Annotated in this window: 14 protein-coding genes; 4 read left to right on the plus strand and 10 right to left on the minus strand. The window is 69.6% G+C overall.

Annotation, left to right across the window (positions count from 1 at the left end):
- Positions 1-308: 308 nt before the first annotated feature.
- The gene (locus BTH_RS12070) at positions 309-2,942 is read left to right on the plus strand and encodes an MMPL family transporter (RefSeq protein WP_009894444.1); all 2,634 of its coding nucleotides are present in this window, start codon (positions 309-311) and stop codon (positions 2,940-2,942) included.
- Position 2,943: 1 nt separating this feature from the next.
- On the plus strand, positions 2,944-3,909 hold the full coding sequence (locus BTH_RS12075) for an MlaA family lipoprotein (RefSeq protein ID WP_009894446.1): 966 nt from the start codon (positions 2,944-2,946) through the stop codon (positions 3,907-3,909).
- Between the two features lie 124 nt (positions 3,910-4,033).
- Here the strand turns inward: BTH_RS12075 and BTH_RS12080 are convergent, their stop codons facing one another.
- From BTH_RS12080 to glnH, 6 genes are all read right to left on the minus strand, one after another.
- Positions 4,034-4,597 (minus strand): carboxymuconolactone decarboxylase family protein, encoded by a 564-nt coding sequence (locus BTH_RS12080; RefSeq protein ID WP_009894448.1) that lies wholly within the window; start codon positions 4,595-4,597, stop codon positions 4,034-4,036.
- A gap of 36 nt (positions 4,598-4,633) precedes the next feature.
- Complete coding sequence (locus BTH_RS12085) at positions 4,634-5,980, minus strand: aspartate aminotransferase family protein (protein ID WP_009894451.1); 1,347 nt, start codon at positions 5,978-5,980, stop codon at positions 4,634-4,636.
- Positions 5,977-7,047 carry a C45 family autoproteolytic acyltransferase/hydolase gene (locus BTH_RS12090; protein WP_009894453.1) on the minus strand — a complete coding sequence of 357 codons (1,071 nt, stop codon included), beginning with the start codon at positions 7,045-7,047 and terminating at the stop codon, positions 5,977-5,979. Before BTH_RS12090 ends, BTH_RS12085 begins: the two co-directional genes overlap by 4 nt.
- A 12-nt stretch (positions 7,048-7,059) precedes the next feature.
- The gene (gene glnQ / locus BTH_RS12095; protein WP_009894455.1) at positions 7,060-7,788 is read right to left on the minus strand and encodes a glutamine ABC transporter ATP-binding protein GlnQ; all 729 of its coding nucleotides are present in this window, start codon (positions 7,786-7,788) and stop codon (positions 7,060-7,062) included.
- A complete protein-coding gene (gene glnP / locus BTH_RS12100; RefSeq protein WP_009894457.1) occupies positions 7,785-8,441 on the minus strand; it encodes a glutamine ABC transporter permease GlnP in 657 nt (218 codons plus the stop codon). The genes glnQ and glnP overlap by 4 nt, the downstream gene beginning before the upstream one ends.
- A 64-nt stretch (positions 8,442-8,505) precedes the next feature.
- Complete coding sequence (glnH, locus tag BTH_RS12105) at positions 8,506-9,267, minus strand: glutamine ABC transporter substrate-binding protein GlnH (protein WP_009894458.1); 762 nt, start codon at positions 9,265-9,267, stop codon at positions 8,506-8,508.
- On the opposite strand from glnH, the gene BTH_RS34475 reads away from it, so the two are divergent.
- Positions 9,266-9,631: a hypothetical protein gene (locus BTH_RS34475; RefSeq protein WP_165981735.1), complete on the plus strand. Its 366-nt coding sequence runs from the start codon at positions 9,266-9,268 to the stop codon at positions 9,629-9,631. The two genes, glnH and BTH_RS34475, sit on opposite strands and share 2 nt — an antisense overlap.
- Positions 9,632-9,708: 77 nt before the next feature.
- Here the strand turns inward: BTH_RS34475 and BTH_RS12115 are convergent, their stop codons facing one another.
- Genes BTH_RS12115 through hpnD form a run of 4 tightly spaced genes read right to left on the minus strand, consistent with a single transcriptional unit; the run spans position 9,709 to position 13,611 of the window.
- Positions 9,709-10,416 carry a phosphorylase gene (locus BTH_RS12115; RefSeq protein ID WP_011401607.1) on the minus strand — a complete coding sequence of 236 codons (708 nt, stop codon included), beginning with the start codon at positions 10,414-10,416 and terminating at the stop codon, positions 9,709-9,711.
- A 6-nt stretch (positions 10,417-10,422) separates the two neighbouring features.
- The gene (shc, locus tag BTH_RS12120) at positions 10,423-12,414 is read right to left on the minus strand and encodes a squalene--hopene cyclase (protein ID WP_009894463.1); all 1,992 of its coding nucleotides are present in this window, start codon (positions 12,412-12,414) and stop codon (positions 10,423-10,425) included.
- Positions 12,415-12,425: 11 nt separating this feature from the next.
- Positions 12,426-12,758 carry a hypothetical protein gene (locus tag BTH_RS35660; RefSeq protein ID WP_009894465.1) on the minus strand — a complete coding sequence of 111 codons (333 nt, stop codon included), beginning with the start codon at positions 12,756-12,758 and terminating at the stop codon, positions 12,426-12,428.
- 4 nt (positions 12,759-12,762) lie between these two features.
- Positions 12,763-13,611 carry a presqualene diphosphate synthase HpnD gene (gene hpnD / locus BTH_RS12130; protein WP_019255161.1) on the minus strand — a complete coding sequence of 283 codons (849 nt, stop codon included), beginning with the start codon at positions 13,609-13,611 and terminating at the stop codon, positions 12,763-12,765.
- A gap of 536 nt (positions 13,612-14,147) precedes the next feature.
- Here hpnD and BTH_RS12135 point away from each other — a divergent pair.
- Entirely contained in the window at positions 14,148-15,053 is a 906-nt protein-coding gene (locus BTH_RS12135; RefSeq protein WP_009894469.1) for an alpha/beta fold hydrolase, read from the plus strand.
- Positions 15,054-15,059: the final 6 nt, after the last annotated feature.

Below are 15,059 nucleotides of genomic sequence, written 5' to 3' on the forward strand. Positions count from 1 at the left end.
CGATATTCGCGCGCGGCACTTCGGATTGGCGGCCGTCGCGAACGAATCCGCGCGAATCGCGGGGGCCGCGCCGCGCCCGTTTTCGTGCGCGGCCTGCGCGCCGGACTTCGCGGCCCCGCGAGCGCCGCGACCGCGTCGCGGCAATGCCTCACGCCCCGTTTTTCGCACGCGAACCCGCTCCCGCATTCCCGCCCTATTTCGCAACAATCCGGCGGGATTCACCCGCGCCGGAACCCAGCCGACTCTGAAACCCGCGCGCCGGTATACTTGGATACTTTGCCTTTCCGCAGCCCCCAACCCGCCGCCTCATGCTGACTTCCGTCCTCGTCCGACTCGTCGCCTGGTCGGTGCGGCGCCCTATCTGGGTCGTCGTGCTGTCGCTCGTCGCCGCCGCGCTCAGCGGCGTCTACGTCGCGCACCATTTCAAGATCAACACCGACATCAGCAAGCTCGTCGAGAACGACCCGAAATGGGCCGCGCTCGGCCATGCGATCGACGACGCGTTCCCGCAGCGCAGCCAGACGATCCTCGCCGTCGTCGAAGCGCCCGCGCCCGAATTCGCCGCCGCGGCGGCCAACGCCCTCGCCGACGGCTTGCGCCGCGAAGCCGAAGCGGGGCGCATCGGCCAGGTGTCGGAGCCGGGAGGCGGCCCGCTCTTCGAGCACGACGGGCTGCTGTTCCTGCCCGAGCAGGATGTCGCGACGACCACCGCGCAGCTCGCAAGCGCGCGGCCGCTTATCAACGTGCTCGCGAAAGACCCGAGCATCGCCGGCCTCGCGACGACGCTGTCGACGACGCTCGGCGTGCCGTTGCAGTCGGGCCAGGTGAAGCTTTCGGGCATGGCGAAGCTGCTGTCGCGCAGCGCGGCGACCGTCGACGACGTGCTGGCCGGCAAGCCGGCCGCGTTCTCGTGGCGCGCGCTCGTCGACGCCGACGCCGCCCGCGAGCCCGCACGCGCGTTCGTGACCGTGCAGCCCGTCGTCAACTACGGCGCGCTGCAGGCGGGCGAGCAGGCGTCGCGCACGATCCGCGCGACCGCGCAGGCGCTCAAGCTCGACGAGCGCTTCGGCGCCGCCGTGCGGCTGACGGGCGAGCAGCCGCTCGCGGACGAGGAGTTCGCGTCGGTGCAGGACGGCGCGCTCGTCAACGGCATCGCGACGCTCGCGATCGTGCTCGTGATCCTGTGGATCGCGCTGCGCTCGAAGCGGATGATTGCGGCGGTGTTCGTCACGCTGTTCGTCGGCCTCGTCGTCACGGCCGCGCTCGGGCTGATGATGGTCGGCTCGCTGAACATGATCTCGGTCGCGTTCATGGTGCTGTTCGTCGGTCTCGGCGTCGATTTCGCGATCCAGTACGGCGTCAAGTATCGCGAGGAACGGCATCGCGATCCGAATCTCGAGCACGCGCTCGTCGGCGCCGCGCACGCGATGGGCATGCCGCTCACGCTCGCGACGGCGGCCGTCGCCGCGAGCTTCTTCTCGTTTCTGCCGACCGCGTACCGCGGCGTGTCCGAGCTTGGCCTGATCGCGGGCGTCGGGATGTTCGTCGCGCTCTTCACGACGCTCACGCTGCTGCCCGCGCTGCTCAGGCTGCTCGCGCCGCCCGGCGAGCGCAAGCCACCCGGCTTTCCGCGCCTCGCGCCCGTCGACGATTATCTGGACCGCCATCGCAAGCCGATCCTGATCGGCACGCTCGCCGTCGTGATCGGCGCGCTGCCGCTCCTCGCGCATCTGCGCTTCGATTTCAATCCGCTGCATCTGAAGGACCCGCACAGCGAATCGATGGCGACGCTGCTCGCGCTGAAGGATTCGCCGGAAGCGTCGGTCAACGACGTGTCGCTGCTCGCGCCGTCGCTCGCGGCCGCGAACGCCGCCGCGCAGCGCCTCGGCGCGCTGCCCGAAGTCGGCCGCACGACGACGCTGTCGACCTTCATTCCCGATGCGCAGCCGCAAAAGCTCGCGACGATCGCGGCGGCCGCGCGCGAGCTGCTGCCCGCGCTCACGCAGCCGGCCGCCGCGCCCGTGTCCGACGCGCAGCGCGTCGCGGCGCTCAAGCGCGCGTCGAACCTGCTCGAATACGCGGCCGAGGACTATCCGGGCCCGGGCGCGGCCGCGGCCAAGCACCTGTCCGAATCGCTCGCGAAACTCGCCGCCGCCGACGCGGCGACGCGCGAGCGCGCGGAGCACGCGTTCTCCGCGCCGTTGAAGATCGCGCTGAACCAGCTCGCGATGCTGCTGCAGCCGTCGGAAATCACGCGCAAGAACCTGCCGCCGCAGATCGTGCGCGACTGGGTCGCGCCGGACGGCCGCGCGCTCGTGCAGATCTCGCCGAAGGTGCCCAAGGGCGCCGATCCCGGCGACGACGCGATGCTGCGCCGTTTCGCGAAGGCCGTGAAGGCGGCCGAGCCGGGTACGATCGGCGGCCCGATCTCGATCCTGCATTCGGCGGACACGATCATCCGCGCGTTCCTGCAGGCGGCCGCGCTGTCGGTCGTGTCGATCACGGTGCTGCTGTGGATCACGCTGCGCCGCTTCGGCGACGTGCTGCGCACGCTCGTGCCGCTTCTCGTGTCGGGCGTCGTGACGCTCGAGCTGTGCGTGCTGCTCGGGATGCCGCTCAATTTCGCGAACATCATCGCGCTGCCGCTGATGCTCGGCGTCGGCGTCGCGTTCAAGGTGTATTTCGTGATGGCGTGGCGCGCGGGCCAGACGGGCCTGCTGCAGTCGAGCCTCACGCACGCGGTGCTGTTCAGCGCCGCGACGACGGCCACCGCGTTCGGCAGCCTGTGGCTGTCGCATCATCCGGGCACGGCGAGCATGGGGCGGCTGCTCGCGCTCGCGCTGTCGTGCACGCTGATCGGCGCCGTCGTGTTCCAGCCCGTGCTGATGGGCAAGCCGCGCACGAAGCGCGTGACGAATCAATCGCAAGGAATCGATGAATAAGATGCGAACCACCGCGTCGGCGCTCGCCGTCTGCCTGCTTGCAAGCGGCTGCGCGACCGGCCCCAACCGGCACCCGGGCGATCCGCTCGAGCCGATGAACCGCGCCGTTTTCAAGTTCAACGACGCGGTCGACTCGACGATCGCGGTGCCGATCGCGAAGGGCTATCAAAAAGTAACGCCCACGCCGTTGCGCACGGCGATCAGCAACTTCTTCTCGAACCTCGGCGATCTCGGCAACATCGCGAACAACCTGCTGCAACTCCGGATCACCGACGCGACGCAGGACGTGATGCGCGTCGCGATGAACTCGGTGTTCGGCGTCGCCGGGCTGATCGACGTCGCGTCGCTCGCCGGGCTGCCGAAGCACCACCAGGATTTCGGCCTCACGCTCGCGCGCTGGGGCGTGCCGGCCGGCCCGTATCTGGTGCTGCCGGTCTTCGGGCCGAGCTCGATTCGCGACGGCGTCGGCCGCGCGGTCGACGTCCGCTTCAATCTGCTGAACTACATCGAGCCCGCCGCGCGCAATCCGATGTACATCGCGCAGTTCATCAGCGCGCGCTCGGATCTGCTCGGCGCGACCGATCTGCTGCAACAGGCGGCGCTCGACAAATACTCGTTCGTGCGCGACGCGTACGTGCAGCAGCGCCGCTCGCTCACGTATCACGGCGGCGGCGGCGAAGAATCGCTGCCGAACTACAACGAGCCCGGCGGCGAGCCGGCGAACGGCAACGGCGGCTTGCCGCAATACGAGGACCCGGGCGAGGGCGCGAGCGGCGCGCCGGGCAGCAGGCCCGAGCCGGCCGGGCTGCCGCAATATCAGGACCCGGGCGATGCCGGCGCGAGCGGCGAAGCAGCGGCGCCGGCTGCGGCCTCCGCCGCGGCGCCCGCGCCCGCCTCGGCGGCTTCGCCTTCGCCCGGTGCGCCGGCTTCCGCGCCGGCGGCGAATGCTCCGTCGAAGACGAACTGACGTTCGCCCCGCTCAACGACGCGGCGGCCGTTTCGGATGCGAAACGGCCGCCGTCGTCTTTTGCGGGTCGGGCGCGCACGCGCCGCGCGCGGCCTCATCGGCGCATCGTCCGTCGTTCGTCCGGTCACTCCGCGAACGGCAATGCCGTCTGCCCGTCGGCGCGCATGTCGAACACGTTCAGCGTCATCGCGACGAGCGCGTAATAGCCGAGCAGCGCGACGAGATTCACGACGACCTGATGCCCAAAACGCGCGAGCGCCGCGTCGTAGGTCGCATCCGACACGCGCTTCGTCTCGTGCAGCTCGGTCGCGAACCGGAAGATCAGCGCATCGTCGGCGTCGTCGAACGCCGGCGCCGTGCCAGCCCGGATCGCCTCGGCGACCGCCGCGGGCACGCCCGCGTCGAGCGCGATCGGATGATGGATGTGCCATTCCGCCTGCGAACGCCAGCGCGCCGCCGTCACGAGGATCGCCAGCTCCGACAGCCGCAGCGGCAGCCCCGTCCGATACCGGCAGAACGCGCCGAGCCGCTGCGCATGCCGCGCGAGCTCGGGGCTCGCGATCCAGCCGAGAAACGGCCCGTTCAGGTTGCCGCGCGGCCCGCTCAGGATCTCGTCGAGCACGGCCTTCTGCTCGTCGGTCGCGGTGTCGCGATTGAATTCAGGAAGCCTCATCTTCGTCTTCTTCATGTCGGTTCGACGGAACAAGGATAGCGCGGCCGCGCGTCAGCGCGACGCCGCCGCGCCGATCGACGCGAGCGCCGCATCGATCGCGTCGCCGAGCCGCTCGGCGATCGCGTCGATCTGCGGCGCGGTGCAGATGAACGGCGGCGCGAGCAGGACATGATCGCCGAGCTGGCCGTCGACGGTGCCCCCCATCGGATACACCATCAACCCGCGCTGCATCGCCTCACGCTTGACGATCGCGTTCAGCTTCAGCTTCGGATCGAACGGCGCTTTCGTCACGCGATCGCGCACGAGCTCGACGCCGACGAAGAGCCCGCGGCCGCGCACGTCGCCGATGTGCGGGTGCTCGGCCGAGCGCGCGGCGAGCGATGCGCGCAACTGCTCGCCGCGCGCCTTCACGTTCTCGAGCAGCCGATCCTCGTCGATCACGCGCTGCACTTCGAGCGCCGCCGCGCACGCGATTGCGTGGCCGATGTACGTGTGGCCGTGCTGAAAGAAGCCCGAGCCGCCGACGATCGTCCGGTAGATCGCATCGCTGACCAGCGTCGCGCCGATCGGCTGATAGCCGGCGCCGAGCCCCTTCGCGATCGTCAGGATGTCGGGCGCGACGCCGTCCTCCTCGCACGCGAACAGATAGCCGGTGCGGCCCATCCCCGACATGATCTCGTCGAGGATCAGCAGCACGCCGTACTTGTCGCACACCGTGCGGATCTTGCGGAAATACTCGCGCACGGGCGGCACCGCGCCCGCCGTTGCGCCGACGACCGTCTCCGCGACGAACGCCGCGACCGTGTCCGGCCCGAGTTCGAGAATCCTGCTTTCGAGCTCGTCGGCGAGGCGCTGCGCGAACGCCTCTTCGGTTTCGTCCGCGCGCTGCTCGCGGTAGGCATAGCACGGGCTTACGTGATGCGCTTCGATCAGCAGCGGCAGGAACGGCTCGCGCCGCCACGCGTTGCCGCCGATCGCGAGCGCGCCGAGCGTGTTGCCGTGATAGCTCTGCCGGCGCGCGATGAAATGCCTGCGCGCGGGCTCGCCCTTCTCGACGAAGTACTGGCGCGCGAGCTTCAGCGCGGCTTCGACCGCCTCCGACCCGCCCGACACGAAATACACGTGCTCGAGCCCCGCAGGCGCGGCGGCGACGAGCCGGTCCGCCAGTTCCTCGGCCGGCTGCGTCGTGAAGAACGATGTGTGCGCGTACGGCAGTTGCTGCGCCTGCCGCTTGATCGCGTCGATCACGCGCGGGTTGCTGTGCCCGAGGCACGACACGGCGGCGCCGCCGCATGCGTCGATGTAGCGTTTGCCCGTCGAATCGATGATCTCGATGCCGTCGCCCGCGACCGCGACCGGCAGGCTCGCGCGCGGCGCGCGGTGAAATACGGTGGTCATGCATGCCCCTGTTCGTGTCGAAGCGCCGAAGGGCGCTGCGCGTCCCGCGGCACGAATTGCTGAAAGCGCACCGCGCCCCGCTCGCGCACCTCGAACGCGACGCCGTCGTCGCCGATCGAAAACAGCGCGGTCGCGAGCGTGTTCTCGTCGTCCGGATCGCGCGGATCGTCGCGATAGATCGGCAGACCGTCGCCCGCGCGATCGGCGAGCACGCGCCAGAGCGCGGACGCGTCGGCCGCGCCGCGAAGCGGCGGCAGCAGTTGCGCGAGCCGCGCCTGCCGATCGGCCGACGACGCGGTCACGATCTGCGCATCGGCATCGCAGCCCGGATGAACCAGATGGTTCGCGTGGCCGTACACGCCTTCGACGTCGAGCACCGACGCGCGCGCGACGCTCGCCTCGACGCTGACGACGCGCGCGTCGCCCGCGCAGCCGAGCGTGTGATGAAAGCCGCTCGCGCGCGTCGCGTCGAGCAGCACGCGCAGCGCAGCGTCGAGCGATGCGGCGTCGAGCACCGCGCGCGCGAGGATCATCCGCGGCACGCCCGCCGCCGGCCGGCGAATCCGCACGTTGTTGATCGTCTGCACGAGCCCCGCGCGGTTCACCGCGAACGTATGACCCGGCAGCGAGCCCGGATAGTAGAAGCTCACGAAGCCCGGCTTGCCGTCGGGCCGCACGTCGACGAGCATGCACTTGCCGCGCAGATGCGGATCGCCGTCTTCGTTGTGCGCGATCATCCGCTCGCGCGGCGTGCGCACCGCGAGCGTCGTGCAACCGTCCGGCGCGTTGTGGATCAGCTCGCCGCGGCAGTTCCAGACGAACACGTCCTCCGCGCGCCAGCCGAGGCCGGCGGCGATCCCATCGAGCTCGGCGACGAGCGCCGGAAAAGCCGCCTCGGCCGCGCGGCGCAACTCGGCGACGAACGGATGGCCGCGCCAGCGCGCGACCGCGCGCCACGCGCCGCTCTGCGCGACGTACGCGTCCATCGCCGGCCGCGCCAGCTCGCCGAGCCGGCGGCCGATGTCATGCGGCGCCCCCGTCACGACGACGGGCATGAGAAACTTCATCGGTTGTCCTGATCACGAAACGTGTTTGAGAAAGTCCCGCAGGCGCGGCGTCGGCGGACGATCGATCAGCGTCTTCGGATCGCCGTCCTCGGCGATGCCGCCCTGATCCATGAACAGCAGGCGCGTGCCGACCTGCTTCGCAAAACCGATCTCATGCGTGACGACGATCATCGTCATCCCTTCGTTCGCGAGATCGCGCATCACCTTCAGCACCTCGTGGCGCAACTCGGGATCGAGCGCCGACGTCGGCTCGTCGAACAGCATCAGCTTCGGCCTGATCGCGAGCGCGCGCGCGATCGCGACGCGCTGCTGCTGGCCGCCCGACAGCTCGGACGGATAGTGGTTCGCGCGCGCCCCGAGGCCGACTTTCGCGAGCAACGCCGTCGCCTGATCGCGCGCCTGCGCGCGCGACGCGCCGCGCACCTGGATCGGCCCGAACATCACGTTCTCGAGCGCGGTCATCTGCGGGAACAGATTGAATTGCTGGAACACCATGCCCGCTTCGAGCCGGATGTTGTGGATCACCGCGGCCTTGCCCTTCACGCTCTGCCCGTCGACGAGCAGATCGCCGCCCGTGATCTTCTCGAGCGCGTTGATGCAGCGGAGCATCGTCGATTTTCCCGAACCCGAAGGGCCGACCACGACCACCACCTCGCCCGCGTCGATGCGCAGGTTGATGTCCTTCAGCACCGGCACGTGGCCGAAGCTTTTCGACACGTTGCGGAATTCGACCATGCTCATAGGATGCGCATCCTTTTCTCGACGAAGCGAAGCGTGAGCGTCATCACGCCGGTGAGCGCGAGATAGATCGCGGCGACCGCGGTCCAGATCTCGACCGCCTGGAAATTGCCGGCGATGATCTCCTGGCCCTTGCGCGTCAGTTCGCCCACGCCGATCACGATGAACAGCGACGTATCCTTCAGGCTGACGATGCATTGGTTGCCGAGCGGCGCAATGAGCCGCCGGAACGCGAGCGGCCCGACGATCTTCACGAGCACGCGCGGCATCGACAGCCCCATCGCGAGCCCGGCTTCCGTCACCCCCTTGGGAATCGAGAGCAGCGCGCCGCGCACGACCTCGGCGAGATACGCGCCCGAGTTCAGCGTGATCGCGACGATCGCGGCCGTCAGCCCGTCGATCCGGATGTGCGCGAGCATCGGCAGCGCGAAATAGAGGAACATCACCTGCACGACGATCGGCGTGCCGCGGATCAGTTCGATGTAGACCTGCGTGAGCACGTTCAGCGCGGCGGGGCCGTACGCGCGAAACATGCCCGCGATCATGCCGACGAGAAAACCGCCCGCCAGCCCGAAGAATGCGATGAAAACGGTGAGCCGCACGCCGTCCGTCAAGTCCGGCAGCGCAGCCCATATCGCTGACCAATCGAATTGCACATTCAGCTCCCGATAGCGTTCCGATCGACGCGGCATCGCGCGCCGCGCCTCCCCGATGCGTCGCTCAAGACTTCGGCGGCTCGGAGCCGAACCATTTCTTGTAGATCTTCGCGTAGCGGCCGTCGGCCTTCATCTTCGCGAGCTCCGCATTGACCTTCGCGACGAGCGGGCTGCCCTTCGGGAAGCCGATGCCGTACTTGTCGCCGCTCACCGGCGTGCCCGCCACCTTCACGCGCCCCTTGCCCTCGTTGTTCACGAAGAACAGCACGTTCGGCGTGTCGTGCATCGCGGCGTCGACGCGGCCCGCCTCGAGCGCGAGATACGCCTGATCGATGTTCGGGAACTGGCGGATCTCCTTGGGCTTCAGGTGCGCCTTGATCCAGTCGATCGTCGCGGTGCCCGTCTTCGCGGCGATCACCTTGCCGTTCAGATCGTCGATCGACTTGATCGTCGCGTCGTTCGTCTGGACCATCGCGGCGAGGCCGCTGTCGTAGTACGGATCGGAGAAATCGATCGCCTTCTTGCGCTCCTCCTTGATCGTCATGCCCGACAGCGCGACGTCGATGTTCTGCGTCTGCAGCGCCGGAATCAGGCCGGCGAAATCCATCGGCTGGATCTTGTAGGTCCAGCCGGCGTCCTTCGCGATCTCGGCCCACAGGTCGAGATCGAAGCCGACGTACTTGTCGCCCTGCTTGAACTCGAACGGCATGAACGACGTGTCGGTGCCGACGATGAGCTCCTTCGCATGCGCACTCGCGAGGCTCGCGAAGCTCGCGCCGGCGAGCGCGACCGCCACGAATGTCTTGATGAACGAACGGCGTCCCATGAATTCTCTTCTCCGCAGTGAATGGCGATGCCCCGATCCGACGGGGGTTGGCGACGAACACCGGCCACACCGCAACATGCGATGTAACAATTTTACTTTACGCAACATGTGTTGTCACAACGGATGCTATGCCGCCAAAAAAGAAAGCAACAGGAATTCGCGTCGCGAAAAACCCCTAGTGGGCGGCGCGGCGAAAAAGGGGAAGGAGGAGAAGGCGGGCGGAGCGGGCGCGCTCGCCGGGCGCGGCGGCGTCGACGCCGGAACCTCGACCGTGGGCCGAAGCGGAGATGAAGCGGGCAAGCGGTCCGGCGATTGCTTCGAATGGCGAAACGACTTGCACGATGCGGTGCTGCCGCAGCCGTAACCGCAGGCGATCGCGCCGCGCGCCCCGCGCCGGCGAAACGGGACCGGCAATGCCGGTCGCTGAGCGCCGGCCCGCGCTCAGCCGATCCGCCACGCCCCCGCGCGCTCGAACGCCTGCCGCGCCTGCACGAGCGTCGCGCGGGCGGCGCGCGCGTCGCCCGCGACTTGCAGCAGCGCGCCGAGTTGCGACGGCGCTTTCGCGAGCTCGCGCAGGATCGGCAGGATCGCCGTGCTGCCGTCGTCTCGCAAGCCGGCCGTCGCGGCTTTGGGCAGCGTGCGCCACGCCGGATCGACGATCGCGCGGCACACCGCGAACGGCACGCCGCGCGCCGCCGCGAACGCGCCGGCGATATGCGATTCCATGTCGACCGCGAGCGCGCCCTTCGATCGATGCAGCGCGTCCTTCTCGCGCGAGCCGACGACGGGCGCGCCGACCACCGCGACCGTGCCGCGCCGCGCGCGCGACGCAACCGGCGTGCCGGCGAGCGCGGCGACGATGCGCGTGCTCCATGCGTCATCGGTATCGAGCACGCCGAACGGCCCGTCCACGGAATCGGCGACGATCAACGCGCCCGGCGCGAGATCGGGCGCAAGCCCGCCCGCCGTGCCGAAACTGACGACGCCCGCGCAGCCGTGCGCATCGGCCGCTTCGGCGAGCGCGCGCTCGAGCCGGTCCGCGCGCGCCGCATAGACAGCCTCGACGCCCGCGCCGCGCGCGATGCGCGCTTCGAACGCCATGCCGGCGACGGCGATCACGGGGGCGGCCGAGCGGCCGGAGCCAGCCATCGGCCGTTACATCCCGACCGTCACGCGCGTCGCGTTCGCGCGCTTCAGGTTGCGATAGCGGGCGAGCGCCCACAGCGGGAAGAACTTGCGGTAGCCGTGATAGCGCAGATAGAACACGCGCGGGAAGCCCGTCGCGGTAAAGCGCGTCTCGTCCCACAGGCCGTGCTCGCGCTGCGTGCCGAGCAGATGATCGATGCCGCGCGCGACGGCCGGATGATCGACCTCGCCCGCCGCCATCAGGCCGAGCAGCGCCCACGCGGTCTGCGACGACGTGCTCGGCGCGCGCTCGTAGCCGCGGTAGTCGAGCTTGTAGCTGTCGCCGTCCTCGCCCCAGCCGCCGTCGGGGTTCTGGATCGACAGCAGCCACTGCGCGGCGCGCTTCACGCGCGGATCGTCGTGGCCGAGGCCGGCGGCGTTCAACGAGCACAGCGCGGTCCACGTGCCGTAGATGTAGTTCATCCCCCAGCGGCCATACCAGCTGCCGTCCGGCTCCTGCTCTTTCAGCATGTAATCGAGCGCGCGGCGCGCGGGCTCGCTCGACGCGCTCGTCTCGCCGAACTGCGCGAGCATCGACAGGCAGCGGCCCGACACGTCGGCCGTCGGCGGATCGAGCAGCGCGCCGTGATCGGAGAACGGGATGTTGTTCAGGTAGTACTGCGTGTTTTCCGGCTCGAACGCGCCCCAGCCGCCGTCGCTGCTCTGCATGCCGACCACCCACTCGCGCGCGCGTGCGATCGACTCGCGGTACGCGTCCGTCCGATCGAGCTTCGCGACGCGATCCATCGCCATCGCGACGACCGCCGTATCGTCGACGTCCGGATAGTGCGCATTCGCGTACTGGAACGCCCAGCCGCCCGGGCGCACGTGCGGACGGCGCGAGATCCAGTCGCCGCGCACGTCGAGGATCTGCCGCGGCACGAGCCAGTCGAGGCCGCGCACGGCTGCTTCGCGCGCGCGCTCGTCGCCCGTTTCGAGCAGCGCATGCGCGGCGAGCGACGTATCCCACACCGGCGACAGGCACGGCTGGCAATACGCCTCGTCCTCGCCGACGACGAGCAGCTTCTCGATCGACTGCCGCGCGATCGCGCGGTTCGGATGATCCTCGGGATAGCCGAGCGCCGCGTACATCATCACCGCGTTCGCCATGGCGGGATAGATCGCGCCGAGCCCGTCCTCGCCGTTCAGGCGCTCGTCGACGAACGCAACCGCCTGGCGGATCGCACGCTCGCGCGTATAGCGAGGGAACAGGCCGTCGGTGAGGCGCAGCACGCCGTCCACCGCGCGGAAGAACGCAAACCAGCCGGCGCTCTGGTGCGGCTGCTTCGGCAGCAGACCGGTGTTGACGGGCGCGCTCTTGAACAGCTCGTCGATGCGCACGCCGCGCGGATTCTTCGCGACCGGGCGCTTCGCGTTCAGCACGAGGAGCGGCACGATCACGGTGCGCGCCCAGTACGACACTTTCGACAGATGGAACGGGAACCACTGCGGCAGCAGCATGATCTCGACCGGCATCATCGGCACCGCGTACCACGGCACGACGCCGTACAGCGCGAGCTGGATTCGCGTGAACACGTTCGACATTTCCGCGCCGCCCATCGCGTGGATCGCGCGGCGCGCGCGCTGCATGTGCTCGGCGTTCTCGTCGTCGCCGATCACCTTCAGCGCGAAGTACGCCTTCACGCTCGCGCTGATGTTCGGCGCGCCGTCGGTGAAGAGCGGCCAGCCGCCGTCCGGCAGCTGGATGCGGCGCAGATAGCGCGCGATCTTCCGTTCGAGCTCGACGTTCGGCGCCTCGCCGAGATAGTGGACGAGCAGCACGTATTCGGCGGGAATCGTCGAATCGGCTTCGAGCTCGTAGACCCAGTGGCCGTCCGCGTTCTGCGCGGCGAGCAGCGCGTCGGTCGCGCGCGCGACGGCGGCGTCGAGGCCGGTCGCCACGGTGGGCGCGGCGGGCGCAGCGGTTGCGTCGAGCGTGTGCATTTCGGTCATGTCGTTCATCGGTCCCTCTCTTATTGCCGGCGCGCGCGCCCGGCGATCTCGCCGGGCCGGAGCGCGCGCCCGTTCGTCGCGGGCCGGCCTGCGGCCGTCCTAGCGCCCGCGAGCACCTGGATCGGCACGCGCACGCGCGTGCCGCGGGGTTGCATGCGCCGCGCGAGTGCCGCGCGGCGGGCCGCCGCGCCGCGAACGCCGCATCCGGTCATCGTCATGCGTCGCATGCGATCGGACGGGCGCCGCCCGCGCGCGGCGGCGGATAGCGATGCGATGCGCGGCGCGCGCCGCATCTCGGGCGCCGCGGCGCGGTTCGACCGGCGCGCGCTGCCCGCATCGGCGGTCTCCCGCATCGAATCAGAACAGCGCGTAACGCGCCGCAAGCAGCAGCATCCGCGCGCGCGGCTTGCGAAGCGGCGCGCGCGGCGGTGCGAAGCCGCGTGCGACCGCGGCTTCGAGAATCAGGCGATACGCGCCCGACATGATGCGCGGCGCGCGCACCTGCGTGCGCCGCGCCCCGTCCATCACCGCGTCGGCCTGCGCAAAATGCTGCTGCGCGCGCTCGACGAGCGTCGCGCACACGCGCGGCAGCTTCGGATCGCGCGCAATCGTCTGCGGATCGGTGATCGCGATCCCTTCGCGCGCGAGCAGCTCGCGCGGCAGGTAGCAACGGTTGATCATCGCGTCGTCGTCGATGTCGCGCAGGATGTTCGTCAGTTGCAGCGCGCGGCCGAGGTGATGCGACAGCACGCGGCCGGGCTCGTCCGGCATCCCGAAAATCCTCACCGATAGCCGGCCGGCCGAGCTTGCGACGCGGTCGCAGTACAGATCGAGCGTCGCTTCGTCGGGCGCGCAGATGTCCTCGGCGGCGTCCATCGCCATGCCGTCGATCATCGCGTGAAAGTCCTCGCGATGCAGGCCGAACTTGCCGATCTCGCGCGCGAGCGGCACGAGCGACGCGCGCGGCTTGCCCGCGTAGCAATCGTCGATGTCGGCGCGCCAGCGGTCGAGCTGCGCCGCGCGCTCAGCGCGCGGGCCGCCTTCGTCGGCAATGTCGTCGACCGCGCGGCAAAACGCATAGACATGGAACATCGCATCGCGCTGCTCCGCGGGCAGGATGCGCATCGCCAGATAGAAAGAGCTGCCCGATGTGACGGCAGCGGCGTCGGTTTCGTTATCGTCCACGACGGGATTGGAAACGGCCAAGACGAGCTCCGCTAAGGCGCCCTCGCGGGCGATTGAAGAAGCCATGCCCGGCTGGGGATGGTAAATGCGTGCGAGATGCGCGAACGATCGGCGCAGACAGGCACAAATTACCGGCGGGAAACCGGAATTGGGCGTGAGTATAGCAATCTTTAAGGGCCGCTGCCGCGCGGTTCGGCTGTCGAATTCCGGGCGGGCGGCGAAGCGTGGCGCGGTCGTGGCGGATTTCCGGCGACGGTGTGGCGAGCGGTCCGGCGTTGCGGGCGGAGCCCGGCCGAGCGGCCGGTGGAATAGGGGACACAAGCATGGCGACGATCGGCGTCGAAGGCGAACTCCACTCCAAAACAATCGCAATTCGCCAATTTCAACTTGATTGAGAACTTTTTGGATTCAATCAATGCCCGACGGCGCCGAACACACGGCTCCGCGGCAAAGTGCATTCCTGGGGCAGGATCAAACGCCACAGCCCGCCGATTCCTCACTAAGATGGCGCAGGCTCGCAATCAGCCGCTCGCCCCCCCTATAGAAAGGAGACACACTTGCCGACCGAACCGCGCGATACCCCCGCCGACCGCCGCGCCCCCGCGGCCCCGTCCCCGTTGCCCTTCGTGCTGGTGCACGGCGCGTGGCACGGCGCATGGGCCTACGAGCGGGTGATCCCCGCGCTCGCCGCGCACGGCCACGCGGCCGTCGCACGCGATCTGCCCGCGCACGGCATCAACGCCCGCTTCCCCGCGTCGTTCTTCGAGCGGCCGCTCGACGCCGCCGCCTTCGCGAGCGAGCCGTCGCCCGTCGCGGGCACGACGCTCGACGATTACGTCGATCACGTGCTGCACACCATCGATCAGGCGCGCGCGCTCGGTCACGAGCGCGTCGTGCTGGTCGGCCACAGCATGGGCGGCCTCGCGATCACGATGGCCGCCGAGCGCGCGCCCGAGAAGATCGCGAAAATCGTCTATCTGGCCGCATTCATGCCGACCGCCGGCACGAAGGGGCTTGACTATGTGCGCGCGCCGGAGAACCAGGGCGAAATGCTCGCGCCGCTGATGATGGCGAGCCCGAAGGCGACGGGCGCGCTGCGGATGGACCCGCGCAGCGAAGATCCGGCGTACCGCGCGGCGGCCAAACGCGCGCTCTGCGACGATGCGAACGACGCCGATCACGCGGCCGTCGGCCATCTGCTCAGTTGCGACACGCCCGCGGCGCCGTTCGCGGCGCGCATCGAGACGACGGCCGCGCGCTGGGGCGCGATCGAGCGTCATTACATCAAGTGCCTGCGCGACCGCGTGCTGCTGCCCGCGCTGCAGCAGCGCTTCATCGACGAGGCCGACGCGCTCGCCCCCGGCAACCGCACGCACGTGCATACGCTCGACAGCAGCCACTCGCCGTTCATCGCTCAACCGGGCGCGCTCGCCGACACGCTCGCCGCGATCGCGCGCGGCTGACGCCCG

Origin of the sequence: Burkholderia thailandensis E264 (genome assembly GCF_000012365.1) — a bacterium.
Classification (GTDB): Bacteria; Pseudomonadota; Gammaproteobacteria; order Burkholderiales; family Burkholderiaceae; genus Burkholderia; species Burkholderia thailandensis.

Excerpts from the sequence above, each read along its gene's own strand:
- BTH_RS12070 (WP_009894444.1), top strand. The coding sequence starts at position 309 with ATGCTGACTTCCGTCCTCGTCCGACTCGTCGCCTGGTCGGTGCGGCGC.
- BTH_RS12075 (WP_009894446.1), top strand. The coding sequence starts at position 2,944 with ATGCGAACCACCGCGTCGGCGCTCGCCGTCTGCCTGCTTGCAAGCGGC.
- BTH_RS12080 (WP_009894448.1), bottom strand. The coding sequence starts at position 4,597 with ATGAAGAAGACGAAGATGAGGCTTCCTGAATTCAATCGCGACACCGCG.
- BTH_RS12085 (WP_009894451.1), bottom strand. The coding sequence starts at position 5,980 with ATGACCACCGTATTTCACCGCGCGCCGCGCGCGAGCCTGCCGGTCGCG.
- BTH_RS12090 (WP_009894453.1), bottom strand. The coding sequence starts at position 7,047 with ATGAAGTTTCTCATGCCCGTCGTCGTGACGGGGGCGCCGCATGACATC.
- glnQ (WP_009894455.1), bottom strand. The coding sequence starts at position 7,788 with ATGAGCATGGTCGAATTCCGCAACGTGTCGAAAAGCTTCGGCCACGTG.
- BTH_RS34475 (WP_165981735.1), top strand. The coding sequence starts at position 9,266 with ATGAATTCTCTTCTCCGCAGTGAATGGCGATGCCCCGATCCGACGGGG.
- glnH (WP_009894458.1), bottom strand. The coding sequence starts at position 9,267 with ATGGGACGCCGTTCGTTCATCAAGACATTCGTGGCGGTCGCGCTCGCC.
- BTH_RS12115 (WP_011401607.1), bottom strand. The coding sequence starts at position 10,416 with ATGGCTGGCTCCGGCCGCTCGGCCGCCCCCGTGATCGCCGTCGCCGGC.
- shc (WP_009894463.1), bottom strand. The coding sequence starts at position 12,414 with ATGAACGACATGACCGAAATGCACACGCTCGACGCAACCGCTGCGCCC.
- BTH_RS35660 (WP_009894465.1), bottom strand. The coding sequence starts at position 12,758 with ATGCGGGAGACCGCCGATGCGGGCAGCGCGCGCCGGTCGAACCGCGCC.